We start from the raw sequence: 15,636 nt of genomic DNA, 5'->3' as shown, positions 1-15,636 counted from the left end.
AAAGGATGAAAGTATATGCCGAAACCAGTAATAGCAATAGTAGGCCGCCCGAACGTAGGGAAATCTACTATTTTCAATAGAATTGTTGGAGAGAGAGTTTCAATTGTAGAAGATATTCCAGGTGTAACGCGCGATCGTATTTATAGCGCTGGAGAATGGTTAAATCATGAATTTAACATTATTGATACAGGTGGAATTGATATTGGAGACGAGCCATTTTTGACACAAATTCGTCAACAAGCTGAAGTGGCAATTGATGAAGCGGATGTTATCATTTTTATGACAAATGGTCGTGACGGTGTAACAGCAGCTGATGAAGAAGTTGCGAAAATATTATATCGTTCAAATAAACCGGTTGTACTTGCAGTAAATAAAGTGGACAATCCGGAAATGCGCAGTGACATTTATGATTTCTATGCATTAGGATTTGGTGAGCCATTCCCAATTTCAGGTACACACGGATTAGGATTAGGTGACTTATTAGACGAAGCTGCACAGCATTTTCCAAAGATTGAAGAAGACGGATATGATGAAGATACAATTCGTTTCTCTTTAATTGGACGTCCAAACGTAGGGAAATCATCACTTGTAAATGCTCTTCTTGGTCAAGAGCGTGTAATTGTTAGTAATGTAGCAGGAACAACTCGTGATGCTGTCGATACACCATATAGTAAAGATGGAAAAGATTATGTAATTATCGATACAGCTGGTATGCGTAAAAAAGGGAAAGTGTATGAAAGTACAGAAAAGTATAGTGTACTTCGTGCACTAAGAGCGATTGAACGTTCTGACGTTGTTTTAGTCGTTTTAGACGGTGAAGAAGGAATTATTGAACAAGATAAAAAAATCGCTGGATACGCTCATGATTCAGGGCGAGCTGTCGTGATCGTTGTAAACAAATGGGACGCAGTGAAAAAAGATGAGAAAACAATGAAAGCATTTGAAGAAAACATCCGTGCTCATTTCCAATTTTTAGAGTACGCACCGATTGTATTCTTATCTGCAAAAACGAGAAAACGTACACAAACGTTAATACCGGTTATTGATGAGGTAAATGAAAGCCATAGTATCCGTATTCAAACGAACGTATTAAATGATGTAATTATGGATGCGGTAGCGATGAATCCAACGCCAACGCATAATGGTAGTCGTCTGAAGATTTTCTATGCAACACAAGTTGCGGTAAAACCACCAACATTTGTTGTGTTTGTAAACGATCCAGAACTATTGCACTTCTCATATGAGCGCTTCTTAAAGAATCGTTTACGTGAATCATTCGGCTTTGTAGGAACACCGATTCACATTATCGCTAGAGCAAGAGACTAATGGAGAGGATGTGATTTTATGACAAAAATCACAGTAGTTGGAGCAGGTAGCTGGGGAACAGCGTTAGCGATGGTATTAGCTGACAATGGGCATGATGTACGTATTTGGGGAAATCGTTCTGAACTTATGGATGAGATTAATACAAAACATGAGAATAGTCGATATCTCCCAGGAATTACATTGCCAAGCACAATCGTAGCCTACTCTTCTTTAGAAGAAGCATTAGTAGATGTAAATGTAGTACTTCTTGTAGTACCAACGAAAGCGTATAGAGAAGTACTGCAAGATATGAAGAAATATGTAGCGGGCCCGACTACTTGGATTCATGCAAGTAAAGGAATTGAACCTGGTACGTCAAAACGTATTTCGGAAGTGATTGAGGAAGAAATTCCAGAGGACTTGATTAAAGATGTTGTTGTACTGTCTGGACCGAGTCATGCTGAAGAAGTAGGGTTGCGTCAAGCGACAACTGTTACGTCTGCAGCAAAGCGTATGGAAGCGGCTGAGGAAGTACAAGATTTGTTTATGAATAGTTACTTCCGTGTATACACAAATCCAGATATCGTTGGAGTTGAACTTGGTGGTGCGTTAAAAAATATTATCGCATTAGCTGCTGGGATAACTGATGGTCTTGGATTAGGTGATAATGCGAAAGCGGCATTAATGACGCGTGGTTTAACGGAGATTGCTCGTTTAGGAAGAAAAATGGGTGGAAATCCGTTAACGTTTGCTGGACTAACTGGTATGGGTGACTTAATTGTAACTTGTACAAGTGTTCATAGCCGAAATTGGCGTGCTGGAAATATGCTTGGAAAAGGACACTCTTTAGAAGAAGTGTTAGAAAGTATGGGTATGGTTGTCGAAGGTGTAAGAACAACGAAAGCTGCTCATGAATTGGCAGAAAAAATGGAAGTAGAAATGCCGATTACAGCTGCTTTATATGATGTGCTATTCAATGGGAATAATGTAAAAGATGCAGTAGGCTCATTAATGGGGCGTGTTCGAAAACACGAAGTGGAAGCTATACCTGACTTACTTTAAAGAAAAGCGACAGAAGTACATTTGTACTTCTGTCGCTTTTTATTTTTTGGGTCTTTTCACCATTTTTTTATTTTTGCATAGGATGAAGAGTAACTTGAGGAGAGGGTGAAAAGAATGGATAACAACATTTTTAATAACATTGAAAAAGAAGCGAAAGTGAATAAAGAAGATATTTTTAAATTAGCATCATCTGTACAAAATGCGAATTTACGTGATGAGACTGTACTTCGTCAATTGATTCATCAAGTGGCTCTTATGGCAGGACGTGAAGTGCCGAAAGAACAAGAGGATCAAATTGTAAAAGCGATTATTAACAATAATATGCCGACAGATTTTGGCTCGTTAAGCAAAATGTTTAAAAAATAAAATATGAGAAACAAAGAGTTTGTAAATTGCATATGATAGCCATGAAAGTATGGGAATAGAGCTGTTTTGGGCATATTTGGTCAACCGAAGCGAGAGATATGCTCGCTTCGGTTTTATTTTTATCTAGACTGGTGGAAAATGCTGAAAAACCTATTGATTAAAACTACATATTCTCGATTTGTAGTAAAATGTTCTTTTTTGTATTTGTTTAAAGATTTTAATTTGTTAAAATAGTATAAAAATAGATTAATAAAAAGGGGTGTGTATATGTCGGAAGGGCTTATAAAAATGTGGTTTGCTTTAGGAGCAATTGGATTTATGTTTTTTGCAGTAAGTTTTATTTTACTAAGCAGATATAAAATAAAGAATAAAGTTTTGAAAGGGATTACAGCATTGGTAGCGTACACCCTCATGATTGTGTCAGGAATTGTTATTTTTCTTGTTGTATTTAGTGGTCCTGTACAGCAGTAAAGGGCATGGTACGGAGCGAGTTATATTAGTATGAAAAGGTGATTACTAGTGAAAAAAGTCCATATTATTTTAATATTTTGTTGTATGAGCATTTTAACAGGGTGTCTGTATCCAAAAGAAAATATGAAACAAAATGCTGTTCCTTATGAAGATCAGCTACAAGTCGTTCAAAAAGCTGTTGCGACATTTAAGGAGCAAAATGACGGGATATTGCCAATTAAGACGCGGGATATGAATACGCCTATTTATCAAAAATACCCAATCGATTTTCAAAAGATTTCTCCGCGTTACATACAAGAAGCACCAGGGAATGCCTATGAAAGCGGGGGAGTATATCAATACGTATTAATAGACGTTGAAACAAACCCAACAGTAAAATTAATTGATGTGAGGATGGCTGAACAAATTCAGCAATTATCATTAAAGCTGAGGATGTATCGAGATGAACATCAATATCCACCTTTTAAAAAGGTAATTTCAGATGGTGTGTATGAATTAGATTTCAAAAAACTTGGATATAAAGATGTACCGCAAGTGACAAGTCCATATTCTGGTAAAGGCCTTCCTTTTGTAATTAATGAGAAGGGAGAAATTTATGTTGATTATAGAATCGACTTATATGAAGCGTTGAAAAAAAATGAAGGGCAATTTAAGGAGGGGGAAGATATTCGAAATATACTTTCGAAAGATTCTCCGTTTGTACCTGCGTATTCTTTACCGTATACGGTAAAGAGTGGAGAACCAATTTTTTTAAAATCATAAGTCATGAACCTTTCTTTTAGTGAATAAGTTCTAGAAGAAAGGTTTTTTATGTTACACAACTTGCGATGCAAACAAAAGGTATTTTTTTAATAGTCATATGAAATTGGACAAAATTATATGATATATTGTCCGAACTTCTAGAATACCATTATATTATATCAGATATTATAGGCAACGTTAGAGAAGGTATTAGTTGACTATAAACGTGGAATTATTCCCAAAAATATTGAGGGAGGGAATCACTTGGAAAAGGTAGATATTTTTAAAGATATTGCGGAACGCACAGGCGGTGATATTTATTTTGGAGTTGTAGGAGCTGTTCGAACAGGGAAATCAACATTCATTAAAAAATTTATGGAACTTGTAGTTATTCCTAATATTGAAAATGAGTCTGACCGTCAAAGAGCGCAGGATGAACTACCTCAAAGTGCTGCTGGCCGTACAATTATGACGACGGAACCGAAATTTGTTCCAAACCAAGCGGTTTCTATCGAAGTAGATGAAGGTCTTGAAGTGAATATTCGATTAGTAGATTGCGTCGGATATACTGTTCCAGGAGCAAAAGGTTATGAAGATGAGAATGGCCCGCGCATGATTAATACTCCTTGGTATGAAGAACCTATTCCATTCCATGAAGCTGCAGAAATCGGAACACGTAAAGTAATTCAAGAACATTCAACAATTGGTGTTGTAATTACAACAGATGGAACGATTGGTGAAATTCCAAGAAGAGATTATATAGAGGCAGAAGAACGCGTCGTAAATGAGCTAAAAGAAGTCGGAAAACCTTTCATTATGATCATTAACACTGTACAGCCGTATCATCCAGATACAGAGCAATTGCGCCAAAGCTTATCTGAAGAATATGATATCCCAGTCATTGCGATGAGTGTTGAAAGTTTAAGAGAAACAGATGTATACAATGTACTTCGAGAGGCGTTATTCGAGTTCCCTGTTTTAGAAGTGAATGTGAACCTTCCGAGCTGGGTAATGGTGCTAAATGAAGGGCATTGGTTACGCCAAAGTTATCAAGAAGCCGTTCAAGAGACTGTGAAGGATATAAAACGTCTTCGTGATGTAGACCGTGTCGTATGGCAGTTTAGTCAGTATGAATTTATTGATCGAGCGAGCCTAGCTGGCATTGATATGGGGCAAGGCGTAGCAGAGATTGATTTATATGCACCAGATGAATTATATGATCAAATTTTAAAAGAAGTAGTAGGAGTAGAAATTCGAGGGAAAGATCATTTATTGAAGCTTATGCTCGATTTATCTCATGCGAAAATAGAATACGATCAAGTGGCGGATGCTCTGCGTATGGTCAAACAAACAGGATATGGTGTAGCGGCGCCTGCGTTAGCTGACATGAGTTTAGATGAACCAGAAATTATTCGTCACGGTTCAAGATTTGGTGTGAAATTAAAAGCTGTAGCTCCATCTATTCATATGATTAAAGTAGATGTGGAGTCTACGTTTGAGCCAATCATTGGTACGGAAAAACAAAGTGAAGAACTAGTTCGTTACTTAATGCAAGATTTTGAAGATGATCCATTATCAATTTGGAATTCTGATATATTTGGACGTTCACTGAGTTCTATTGTTCGGGAAGGCATTCAAGCGAAACTATCTTTAATGCCAGAAAATGCGAGATATAAATTAAAAGAAACGCTAGAAAGAATTATTAATGAAGGATCTGGCGGATTAATTGCGATTATATTATAAGAAAAAATCCCTCTCATCGTAGAGGGATTTTTTAATTTTCGCATATAGAATAGGAAAATAAACAGCTATTATCTAATATATTGTTGTAAATTGTCAAGTTTCATCAGATTTTCACATTTTAAGAGTAACAATTTCCTTAAAAATATTGAATTATAAAGGAGAATCGTATAATATAGGCGTTGATAATGATTTATCTACATCTTTGTAGTATAGAATTTGCAAAAATTGCCTACAAATGAAAGTAAGACTCATTTTATGATCATTATACAGTCTTATCTTTGGGAGGAGGTGAATGGCATGAACAAGACAGATTTAATCAATGCTGTTGCAGAAGCAAGTTCCCTTTCTAAAAAGGACGCAACAAAAGCAGTAGACGCTGTTTTTGATTCTATCTTAGAAGCTTTAAAACAAGGTGATAAAGTACAACTGATCGGATTCGGTAACTTCGAAGTTCGTGAGCGTGCGGCTCGTAAAGGTCGTAACCCACAAACAGGTGAGGAGATTGAAATCGCTGCAAGTAAAGTACCTGCATTCAAACCTGGTAAAGCGTTAAAAGATGCGGTTAAATAATCCTTACATATTAACAGGGAAGAAGAGTTTCCTTTTTGGAAACTCTTCTTTTTGCTTTTAAAAACATAAATATGCTAGAATGTGTTCGTATCACTTTTAGGTTTTCGGGAGGGCTAGCGGATGGCAAAAGTTAATTTAGAACAAATTGAACATGCAGTACGCCTTATTTTAGAGGCAATTGGAGATGATCCTAATCGAGAGGGAGTACTTGATACACCAAAGCGTGTTGCAAAAATGTACGCAGAAGTGTTCTCAGGTATGCATGAGGATCCGAAAGAACATTTACACAAAGTGTTCGGAGAAGATCATGAGGAGCTTGTACTAGTAAAAGATATACCGTTTTATTCGATGTGTGAGCATCATTTAGTTCCATTCTATGGAGTTGCTCACGTTGCATATATTCCGCAAGGCGGAAAAGTGACAGGGTTAAGTAAATTAGCTCGTACTGTAGATACAATTGCACGTCGTCCACAACTGCAAGAACGTATTACATCAACAGTAGCGAACTCTATTATGGAAGTACTAGAGCCGCATGGTGTAATGGTAGTAGTAGAAGCGGAACATATGTGTATGACGATGCGCGGTGTGAAAAAGCCAGGTGCAAAAACAGTAACAACAGCAGTACGTGGTGTGCTAGAAAATGATGCTGCGGCACGTAGTGAAATTTTATCTTTTATTAAAACGAAGTAAAGAAAAGTGGGAAACTGCTTTTCTTTTTTTTTTTTTGTAAATAAATGATATAGTTTTAGCGAGGCAGAGTGAGAATAGAAAGATTACTTAAAAGAATAGAAGATGTTATGTAGTTCGGTAGAAGTTTGGAAAGAGTAGCCAAGTTTTGGTTATAGAAAATAGAGTGTATGTGTTATAATAAGTTTTATGAATTAGAAAACAAGGGTGATTTTTGTGTGTGACATCTACGGAGGGTATGCGGGTATAAGAGAGAAATTGATGGTGAAATTACGCCATCCTTATTTTATAAACTATATTGAAGAACCATTTATTGACGAAGAGAAAATCGCATTGTTATATGGTGCTTTAAAAGGTGCAAATTTACATATAGAACAAATTGAGCATTATGTAGTGACGATTATGCTTGTGCAAATTGCGCTTGATACACATGAAAGAGTATCAAATAAAGCAGGGGAAGAAGCGAATGAATCGCATAAGCGTCGCCAGTTAACAGTGCTTGCTGGTGATTACTATAGCGGGTTATATTATTACTTATTGTCTATGAATCGTGATATTGTTTTAATTCGTGCGCTTGCTGAAGGAATTAAAGAAATTAATGAACACAAAATAATGTTATATCAAAAAGCGCATAAAACGGTGGATGACATAATGGAGAGTGTAGTAATGATTGAGTCTGCACTGTTGCAAAAAACATGTGATCATTTTCATTTAGTGCATTGGAAGCCGTTTATAACATATGTACTAGGGAAAAATCGTCTCCAAAAAGAATGTGAACTACATGTTAATAAACAACATTCACCTGTTTTTCAAGCTGTTCAAGGGATTGTGAACGATAAAGCAGATGCAGAAACAGTTATGAATGGATGGATGATGAAACTTAGGAAGAAAGAAAATCAATTTTTAGAAAATCACACAGATATAAGCGAAATAAACTCTGTGTTAAGAGATACATCGAAGACATAAGCAATTTTACATTGGAAGAAGGTACGAGCATGCAACAATCAAAAGAAGAAAGAGTACATGATGTATTTGAGAAAATCTCTGATAAATACGATGTGATGAATTCTGTAATTAGTTTTCAAAGACATAAAGCGTGGCGCAAAGAGACGATGCGCATTATGGATGTAAAACCAGGTAGTAAAGCGCTTGATGTATGTTGCGGAACAGCGGACTGGACAATTGCGCTAGCTGGAGCGGTGGGTGAACAGGGCAAGGTTGTTGGTTTAGACTTCAGCGAAAATATGTTATCTGTTGGTAAGCAAAAGGTAGAGGCGTTACAATTAAAACAAGTAGAACTTCTGCACGGGAATGCAATGGAACTTCCATTTGAAGATAACACGTTTGATTATGTAACGATTGGATTTGGTTTACGTAATGTACCGGATTATATGCACGTATTAAAAGAAATGACGCGTGTAGTAAAACCAGGTGGAAAAGTAATTTGTTTAGAAACATCTCAACCAACAATGATTGGTTTTCGACAAGGTTATATTTTATACTTTAAATATATCATGCCGTTATTTGGAAAGTTATTTGCGAAAAGTTATAAAGAATATTCATGGCTACAAGAATCTGCTAGTACATTCCCAGGTATGAAAGAATTGGCTAATATGTTCGAAAAAGCTGGACTTGAACGTGTGCAAGTGAAGCCATTTACTTTTGGGGTAGCAGCGATGCATTTAGGCATGAAACCAGAATCAAAATAGAAAAAAGAAGTTTTAGGTTAAGGTGAACAATATGAAGTTACAACTTATGTACTCTTTTTTACGATCGGATATTAATGTGATAGAAAAAGAATTAAAAAAGACAGTTGCTTCTGAACAGCCATTAGTAGAAGAGGCGGCATTACAACTTATTGAAGCTGGTGGGAAGCGAATTCGTCCTGTATTTGTGTTGCTTGCGGGGAAATTTGGAGATTATAAGTTAGATGCAATTAAGCATGTAGCTGTTGCGTTAGAACTTATTCATATGGCTTCTCTTGTTCACGATGATGTTATTGATGCTGCGTTTTTACGACGTGGTAGTGCAACTGTGAATGCGAAATGGGGAGATCGTATTGCAATGTATACAGGGGACTATTTATTCGCTAAGTCTCTTGAATGTATAACGAATATTGAAATTCCAGAGGCGCATCAGGCGCTATCGCATACCATTTTAGAAGTTTGTAAAGGTGAAATCGAACAAATTAAAGATAAGTATAACTATGACCAAAATTTAAGAACATATTTAAGAAGAATAAAGCGAAAAACCGCTTTATTAATTGCTGCAAGTTGCCAACTAGGAGCGATTGCTGCTGGCGCTAATCGTGATACGGTAAGCCGTCTGTTTTGGTATGGCTATTTCGTAGGGATGTCGTATCAAATTATTGATGACATTTTAGACTTCGTTTCTACAGAAGAGAAACTTGGAAAACCTGCTGGGGGCGATTTATTGCAGGGAAACATTACGCTTCCTGCCTTATATGCTATGGAAGATCCAATCCTTTGTAAGAAAATCAGATCTGTACATGAAAATACAACAGCGGACGAAATGAAAGAAATTATTGAAGCTGTAAAGAATAGTGCTGCTATTGATAAAGCATTTGCGTTTAGTGAACGTTATTTACATAAAGCATTAGAAATGATAAAACCACTCCCACGTGGACAAGCAAAGTATGCATTACAAAATGTAGCAAAGTATATTGGAAAACGAAAATTTTAGTGTTTTTTCTAAAAAATAAAATAATCTCTCTATTTCAAAACTATTGCACAATTGTGATAAGGGTGTTAATATGTGTGTGGGGATATACAATTACATACATAATTCAGAAGTGGAGAGATTTTTTATGGAAAAAACATTTCTAATGGTTAAACCAGACGGTGTACAACGTGCCTTCATTGGGGAAATTGTAGCTCGTTTTGAGAAGAAGGGCTTTCAATTAGTTGGTGCAAAATTAATGCAAGTCACTCCAGAAATCGCTGGACAACACTATGCTGAGCACACAGAAAAACCTTTCTTTGGTGAATTAGTAGACTTTATTACATCTGGTCCTGTATTCGCAATGGTATGGCAAGGTGAAGGTGTAGTAGATACAGCTCGTAACATGATGGGTAAAACAAGACCACATGAAGCAGCTCCTGGAACAATTCGTGGAGATTTCGGTGTAACTGTTGCCAAAAATATTATCCATGGTTCTGATTCGTTAGAAAGTGCAGAGCGCGAGATTGCTATTTTCTTTAAGGAAGAAGAATTAGTTGACTACTCAAAATTAATGAATGAATGGATTTACTAATTATTTTGAAATAATTTGTAAACGCTTTAATCACTGTGATAATAGTAAAAAGTGCAAGGAGAATAGGGGTATTCTTCTTGCACTTTTTTTATTTCTATTAGTTACGAAGTTAGAGCTGTTATGATATATTGATATGTAAAGTAAAGGCCTATCGGAGAATAAGCGAATGGCTGATGTATGAATAACTCTTTCATATTTTTAGAGTAATGAAAGATAAAATTATTGCTTAATATAGCGAGATAAATACATATACGAAAAGAGGAATAACGTATGCGATATATTACAGCTGGTGAATCTCATGGTCCACAACTTACAACGATTATAGAAGGTGTTCCAGCCGGACTACCATTAGTAGCGGATGATATAAATGAAGAGTTAGCTAGAAGGCAAAAGGGATATGGGCGTGGTAGACGCATGCAAATTGAAACAGATCAAGTGCAAATTGTAAGTGGTGTTAGACATGGAGAGACATTAGGTTCTCCAATTGCACTTGTTGTTGAAAACCGTGATTTTGCACATTGGACAAAAATTATGGGTGCAGAGCCGTTAACGGAACAAGAAGAAAAAGAAATGAAAAGGAAAGTAACAAAACCAAGACCTGGACATGCTGATTTAAATGGTGCGATTAAATATGGTCATAGAGATATGAGAAATGTACTGGAACGCTCTTCGGCACGCGAAACGACAGTACGTGTTGCTGCTGGTGCGGTTGCAAAAAAAGTGTTAGCGGAACTTGGTATTGCAGTAGCAGGCCATGTAATTGAAATTGGCGGTGTACAGGCTAAAGAGACTACGTATCGTTCAATTGAAGAATTAAAAAGTATTACAGAAGCATCACCTGTACGCTGTTTAGATGAAGAAGCTGGTAATCAAATGATAAAAGCAATTGATGATGCGAAATCAAATGGTGATTCAATCGGTGGCATCGTGGAAGTAATTGTGGAAGGAATGCCAATTGGAGTAGGCAGCTATGTGCACTATGATCGAAAACTAGATGCAAAATTAGCAGCCGCAATAATGAGCATTAATGCCTTTAAAGGGGTCGAGATTGGAATTGGTTTTGAAGCAGCACATAGACCGGGTAGCGAAGTTCATGATGAAATTTTGTGGGATGAAGAGCATGGATATACAAGAAGAACAAATAACGCGGGTGGTTTAGAAGGCGGTATGACGACTGGAATGCCAATTGTTGTGCGCGGAGTGATGAAACCGATACCTACACTATATAAACCTCTTCAAAGTGTCGATATTGATACGAAAGAGCCTTTTACAGCAAGTATTGAACGTTCAGATAGTTGTGCTGTTCCAGCAGCTAGTGTCGTTGCGGAAGCGGTTGTAGCTTGGGAATTAGCGACAGCTTTAATAGAACAATTTGGATTAGATCGTATGGACCTTATTCGTGAAAATATTGAGAAACATAATGAATATGCGAGGGGATTTTAATGGAAAACATACATATTCAAACGAAATCAAAAGAATATGATGTACATGTAGGAAAAGAATCGTTGTCACATTTGACAACAATCGTTCAAAACATGCAGCCATCTGTATCAAACATTATGATTATTTCAGATGAGGCTGTTGCACCTTTACATTTACAGACAGTTGTAGATGCGTTGCAAATAGATCAAAAAGTATTTTCATTCGTTGTACCAAGTGGTGAAAAAGAGAAGTCCTTTGAAAATTTCTATGCGGCTCATACGTCAGCTCTTGAAAATAAATTAGATAGAAATTCTTTAATTATCGCACTTGGAGGCGGGATGATTGGAGATTTAGCTGGTTTTGTTGCTGCGTCGTTTATGCGTGGAATTCGCTTTGTTCAAGTTCCCACTACTTTATTAGCTCACGATAGCGCGGTAGGTGGGAAAGTAGCAATCAATCATCCGTTAGGTAAAAATATGATAGGTGCATTCCATCAACCAGAAGCAGTTGTATATCATACGCCGTTTTTACAGTCTCTTCCTGAAAAAGAGTGGCGCTCAGGTTATGCAGAAGTGATAAAACATGCTCTAATTGGTGATGTAAAGCTATATCATTGGCTAAAAGAAGAAGTGCAAACATTAGCAGATCTTCGTGATGAGAAATTAATCCACATATTAACGAAGGCGATTCCTGTAAAGGCAAACATTGTAGCGCAAGATGAAACAGAAAAAGGCGTACGTGCACATTTAAACTTTGGACATACGTTAGGCCATGCTCTAGAAAAAGAACTAGGATATGGAAATATTACTCACGGTGACGGAGTAGCGGTTGGAATGTTATTTGCTATATTCTTAAGTGAACAAGTGTATAAGGTAAATCTTGCTTATGAAGAGATGAAGCAGTGGTTCTTGAAGTACGGCTATCCAAAAATGCCAAGTGATTTAAGTGTAGAACGCCTCGTCGGGTTGATGAAACAAGATAAGAAAGCGAATGCAGGAACAATTCATATGGTACTTATGCAGGAATATGGGGTAGTGAATGTCGTATCTATTCCTGATGAGACTGTTCATATTGCGTTAGAGGCATTTCAAAAGGATATGGGTATAAGAAGTAGATAACAGCTATGGAGAGCCTATTTAGAAGCATTTTCGTAATAGTGACAGTTATGATAAACGATTATAGTAAGGGAGTATAACCGTATTGTAATCGAATTGAATAAAACGACTGGGGGAAGAAAAATGAGAGTGAAAGAGCAATTGTTAACTTTGAGAGCATATGTACCTGGGAAAAATATTGAAGAAGTAAAAAGGGAATATGGATTATCAAAAATTGTGAAATTAGCATCGAACGAAAATCCATTCGGTTGCTCAGCACGCGTAACAGAAGCATTAACTTCTTTAGCGAGTCAATACGCTCTTTATCCAGATGGACATGCCTTTGAACTTCGGACACAAGTAGCAAAACATTTAGGTGTTAAAGCGGAACAACTGTTATTTGGTAGTGGATTAGATGAAGTTATTCAAATGATTAGTCGTGCGTTACTACACGAAGGAACAAATGTTGTAATGGCGAATCCAACATTCTCACAATACCATCACCATGCTGTTATTGAAGGAGCAGAAGTTCGTGAAGTACCACTTAAAGATGGCGTTCACGATTTAGATGCGATGTTACAGCAAGTAGATGATCAAACGAAGATTGTATGGATTTGTAACCCGAATAATCCGACAGGTACATATGTAGAAAAACAAAAATTACTTTCATTTTTAGAATCAGTTCCTAAGTCAGCGCTTGTTATTATGGACGAAGCATATTATGAATATGCGGGAGCAGAAGACTATCCGCAAACATTACCACTTCTTGAAAAGTATGAAAATCTTATGGTATTACGTACGTTTTCAAAAGCATATGGTCTAGCTGCTTTCCGTATCGGATATGCAGTTGGTAATACGGAGTTAATCGGGCAGCTAGAAGTAGCGAGGTTACCATTTAATACATCGACTGTAGCGCAATCTGTAGCACTTGCTGCATTAGAAGATCAAGCATTTTTACAAGAATGTGTGAAAAAGAATGAAGAAGGATTACATCAATATTACGCATTTTGTAAGGAATATAACGTATTCTATTATCCATCTCAAACAAATTTCATTTTCTTAAAACTTGGTATTCCTGGTAATGAAGCTTTTGAACGATTAATGAAAAAAGGATATATTGTTCGTTCTGGTGCTGCATTTGGTATCGATGATGGCATTCGTATTACTGTCGGTTTGAAAGAAGAAAATGATGAAATTATAGAGTTACTGAAAGAACTTGTAAATGAGCAAGTACAGAAAGAGGAAACATATTCTTAAGAGATTGTGAAGGCTCCTATTAGAGGAGTCTTTTTTATCGCATTAAAAAAGTTGAAGTTTGGTAATTAAGTTGTTCTGTAAATCAAGATTGGTATGGCTCGATAATTAGTGGGAGAAGTTATTTGCACGGTCATAAAAGAAAGCGGTACAATAGAAGAAGATAAGAAGGTATCGGTATCATATCCGAACCTTTGAACAATTAACTACTCTGTAAGAAGAAGCATGCTCATTCTAAAGGTTGCGTTCTAACAATGAGTTGCTTATGATAAATGAACAGAAAAGAATATTTTTTAGAATTAAAGGAGACGTTTATGCAAAAGTTTGAACAAGCTGTTTCATATATTGAAAATGGTGAAGCGGAAAAAGGATTACAATTATTAAAAGAACAATTAAAAATTGCGAATGATGAAGAGAAGTATGATATCGCTCGCTATTATCATACACTTGGATTTACGGATGAAGCGTTAGCTATTACAGAAGATTTGCGTTTATTGTATCCAGAAGAAAGTGAATTCACTGTATTTTTAGCAGAATTATATATTGATCTAGACAAAGAAGATGAAGCAATTGAAGTGCTTCATGATATTCCAGAAAATGATGATTTATATGTTCAATCATTATTACTAGTTGCGGATTTATTCCAAATGCAAGGTTTTGATGATGTAGCAGAACAAAAACTATTAAAGGCGAAAGAAATGATGCCTGACGAGCCTGTCATTACGTTTGGATTAGCAGAGTTATATAGTAGTAAAGGTGAAGAACAAAAGGCAATTACTTATTATGAGTCGCTATTAGCGGAGCATAAAGTAATGGGTGGTGTTGTCATTGCACTGCGCCTTGGAGAAACGTTAAGTGCCATTGGAAATTGGGAAGAGGCGATTTCTTACTACGAAGCAGGTTTAGAGGAACAAAAAGATATTCACTCATTATTTGGATATGCATTCACGTTATACCAAGGTGAAGAATACCAAAGAGCAATTGGTGCTTGGCAAGAACTGAAAGAATTAGATCCTGAGTATGCATCTCTTTACATGTATTTAGCGAAAAGCTATGAAAAAGAAGGAATGCTTCAAGAAAGCTATGAAACACTTCATGAAGGAATTAAAGTAGATGAACTTTCTGTACCATTCTATGTAGAATTAGCGAACATTGCAGCGAAATTAGGGGAAATAGCGGAAGCAGAGGAAGTGCTTCAAAAAGCGCTTGAGTTAGATCCAGGACATTTAGGTGCAACATTAAAATATGCATATATCTTAAAGGAACAAGAAAAGTATGAAGAGCTAATTGCCGTTGTAGAGCGTGCTATCGATAGCGGAGAACCAGATACACAACTACTTTGGGATCTTGCGTTTGCAAAAAAACAATTAGAAATGTATTCTGATGCATTAAAACACTATGAAAGTGCATATACTTCTTTTAAGAATCATCCAGACTTCTTGGAAGAGTACGGTTATTTCTTATTGGAAGAAGGTATGCGAAAAGAGGCGAAAGAAGTATTTACTCAGTTAATACAACTAGACCCGACACAAATTCATATTGAAGAATTGTTATATAATTTAGAGGATTTTTCATAAGTTGGAAGGAAACTGAATACCGCTTCTTGAATCTAAAAAGAAAAGAGAAAGACAGAGGAGGGACTTAATT

16 protein-coding genes are annotated in these 15,636 nt (G+C 36.5%); all 16 read left to right on the top strand.

Features of this window, described 5'->3' with window-relative positions:
• Positions 1-15: 15 nt before the first annotated feature.
• The 16 genes from der to ACTFNE_RS15385 all read left to right on the top strand — a co-directional run bounded on the left by der (position 16) and on the right by ACTFNE_RS15385 (position 15,566).
• Positions 16-1,326, top strand: a complete 1,311-nt coding sequence (gene der, locus ACTFNE_RS15460; protein ID WP_001125893.1) for a ribosome biogenesis GTPase Der — start codon at positions 16-18, stop codon at positions 1,324-1,326.
• 18 nt (positions 1,327-1,344) lie between these two features.
• Positions 1,345-2,367 carry an NAD(P)H-dependent glycerol-3-phosphate dehydrogenase gene (locus tag ACTFNE_RS15455; RefSeq protein WP_000161776.1) on the top strand — a complete coding sequence of 341 codons (1,023 nt, stop codon included), beginning with the start codon at positions 1,345-1,347 and terminating at the stop codon, positions 2,365-2,367.
• A 114-nt stretch (positions 2,368-2,481) separates the two neighbouring features.
• Complete coding sequence (locus ACTFNE_RS15450; protein WP_000369754.1) at positions 2,482-2,733, top strand: stage VI sporulation protein F; 252 nt, start codon at positions 2,482-2,484, stop codon at positions 2,731-2,733.
• A gap of 267 nt (positions 2,734-3,000) precedes the next feature.
• Positions 3,001-3,204, top strand: a complete 204-nt coding sequence (locus ACTFNE_RS15445) for a DUF2768 domain-containing protein (protein WP_001288998.1) — start codon at positions 3,001-3,003, stop codon at positions 3,202-3,204.
• Between the two features lie 48 nt (positions 3,205-3,252).
• Positions 3,253-3,966, top strand: coding sequence for a hypothetical protein (locus ACTFNE_RS15440; protein ID WP_000755470.1), 714 nt, complete (start codon positions 3,253-3,255; stop codon positions 3,964-3,966).
• 243 nt (positions 3,967-4,209) lie between these two features.
• Positions 4,210-5,688, top strand: a complete 1,479-nt coding sequence (gene spoIVA, locus ACTFNE_RS15435) for a stage IV sporulation protein A (RefSeq protein ID WP_000416519.1) — start codon at positions 4,210-4,212, stop codon at positions 5,686-5,688.
• A gap of 297 nt (positions 5,689-5,985) precedes the next feature.
• Positions 5,986-6,258, top strand: a complete 273-nt coding sequence (locus ACTFNE_RS15430; protein WP_001043860.1) for an HU family DNA-binding protein — start codon at positions 5,986-5,988, stop codon at positions 6,256-6,258.
• Positions 6,259-6,378: 120 nt separating this feature from the next.
• Positions 6,379-6,948, top strand: a complete 570-nt coding sequence (folE, locus tag ACTFNE_RS15425) for a GTP cyclohydrolase I FolE (protein WP_001151482.1) — start codon at positions 6,379-6,381, stop codon at positions 6,946-6,948.
• A gap of 213 nt (positions 6,949-7,161) precedes the next feature.
• Entirely contained in the window at positions 7,162-7,911 is a 750-nt protein-coding gene (locus ACTFNE_RS15420) for a heptaprenyl diphosphate synthase component 1 (RefSeq protein ID WP_139303657.1), read from the top strand.
• A 29-nt stretch (positions 7,912-7,940) separates the two neighbouring features.
• The gene (menG, locus tag ACTFNE_RS15415; RefSeq protein WP_001187667.1) at positions 7,941-8,654 is read left to right on the top strand and encodes a 2-heptaprenyl-1,4-naphthoquinone methyltransferase; all 714 of its coding nucleotides are present in this window, start codon (positions 7,941-7,943) and stop codon (positions 8,652-8,654) included.
• Between the two features lie 31 nt (positions 8,655-8,685).
• Positions 8,686-9,648: a heptaprenyl diphosphate synthase component II gene (gene hepT / locus ACTFNE_RS15410; protein ID WP_000776082.1), complete on the top strand. Its 963-nt coding sequence runs from the start codon at positions 8,686-8,688 to the stop codon at positions 9,646-9,648.
• A gap of 124 nt (positions 9,649-9,772) precedes the next feature.
• On the top strand, positions 9,773-10,219 hold the full coding sequence (gene ndk / locus ACTFNE_RS15405) for a nucleoside-diphosphate kinase (RefSeq protein ID WP_000415885.1): 447 nt from the start codon (positions 9,773-9,775) through the stop codon (positions 10,217-10,219).
• Between the two features lie 270 nt (positions 10,220-10,489).
• Positions 10,490-11,662, top strand: coding sequence for a chorismate synthase (aroC, locus tag ACTFNE_RS15400; protein WP_001269362.1), 1,173 nt, complete (start codon positions 10,490-10,492; stop codon positions 11,660-11,662).
• Positions 11,662-12,759: a 3-dehydroquinate synthase gene (gene aroB, locus ACTFNE_RS15395; RefSeq protein WP_000427694.1), complete on the top strand. Its 1,098-nt coding sequence runs from the start codon at positions 11,662-11,664 to the stop codon at positions 12,757-12,759. The genes aroC and aroB overlap by 1 nt, the downstream gene beginning before the upstream one ends.
• Before the next feature lie 120 nt (positions 12,760-12,879).
• Positions 12,880-13,992 carry a histidinol-phosphate transaminase gene (gene hisC / locus ACTFNE_RS15390; RefSeq protein WP_001264009.1) on the top strand — a complete coding sequence of 371 codons (1,113 nt, stop codon included), beginning with the start codon at positions 12,880-12,882 and terminating at the stop codon, positions 13,990-13,992.
• Between the two features lie 311 nt (positions 13,993-14,303).
• The gene (locus ACTFNE_RS15385) at positions 14,304-15,566 is read left to right on the top strand and encodes a tetratricopeptide repeat protein (RefSeq protein WP_270706048.1); all 1,263 of its coding nucleotides are present in this window, start codon (positions 14,304-14,306) and stop codon (positions 15,564-15,566) included.
• The last annotated feature ends 70 nt before the right edge of the window (positions 15,567-15,636 follow it).

This window comes from Bacillus cereus group sp. MYBKT111-2 (genome assembly GCF_051915205.1).
GTDB lineage: Bacteria > Bacillota > Bacilli > Bacillales > Bacillaceae_G > Bacillus_A > Bacillus_A paranthracis.
This window is presented reverse-complemented; position numbering and strand designations above follow the sequence as displayed.

Coding starts and splice junctions, on each gene's coding strand:
- menG (WP_001187667.1), top strand. CDS start 7,941: ATGCAACAATCAAAAGAAGAAAGAGTACATGATGTATTTGAGAAAATC.
- ACTFNE_RS15385 (WP_270706048.1), top strand. CDS start 14,304: ATGCAAAAGTTTGAACAAGCTGTTTCATATATTGAAAATGGTGAAGCG.
- hepT (WP_000776082.1), top strand. CDS start 8,686: ATGAAGTTACAACTTATGTACTCTTTTTTACGATCGGATATTAATGTG.
- aroB (WP_000427694.1), top strand. CDS start 11,662: ATGGAAAACATACATATTCAAACGAAATCAAAAGAATATGATGTACAT.
- ACTFNE_RS15450 (WP_000369754.1), top strand. CDS start 2,482: ATGGATAACAACATTTTTAATAACATTGAAAAAGAAGCGAAAGTGAAT.
- ACTFNE_RS15445 (WP_001288998.1), top strand. CDS start 3,001: ATGTCGGAAGGGCTTATAAAAATGTGGTTTGCTTTAGGAGCAATTGGA.
- hisC (WP_001264009.1), top strand. CDS start 12,880: ATGAGAGTGAAAGAGCAATTGTTAACTTTGAGAGCATATGTACCTGGG.
- der (WP_001125893.1), top strand. CDS start 16: ATGCCGAAACCAGTAATAGCAATAGTAGGCCGCCCGAACGTAGGGAAA.
- ACTFNE_RS15430 (WP_001043860.1), top strand. CDS start 5,986: ATGAACAAGACAGATTTAATCAATGCTGTTGCAGAAGCAAGTTCCCTT.
- ACTFNE_RS15455 (WP_000161776.1), top strand. CDS start 1,345: ATGACAAAAATCACAGTAGTTGGAGCAGGTAGCTGGGGAACAGCGTTA.
- folE (WP_001151482.1), top strand. CDS start 6,379: ATGGCAAAAGTTAATTTAGAACAAATTGAACATGCAGTACGCCTTATT.
- ndk (WP_000415885.1), top strand. CDS start 9,773: ATGGAAAAAACATTTCTAATGGTTAAACCAGACGGTGTACAACGTGCC.
- aroC (WP_001269362.1), top strand. CDS start 10,490: ATGCGATATATTACAGCTGGTGAATCTCATGGTCCACAACTTACAACG.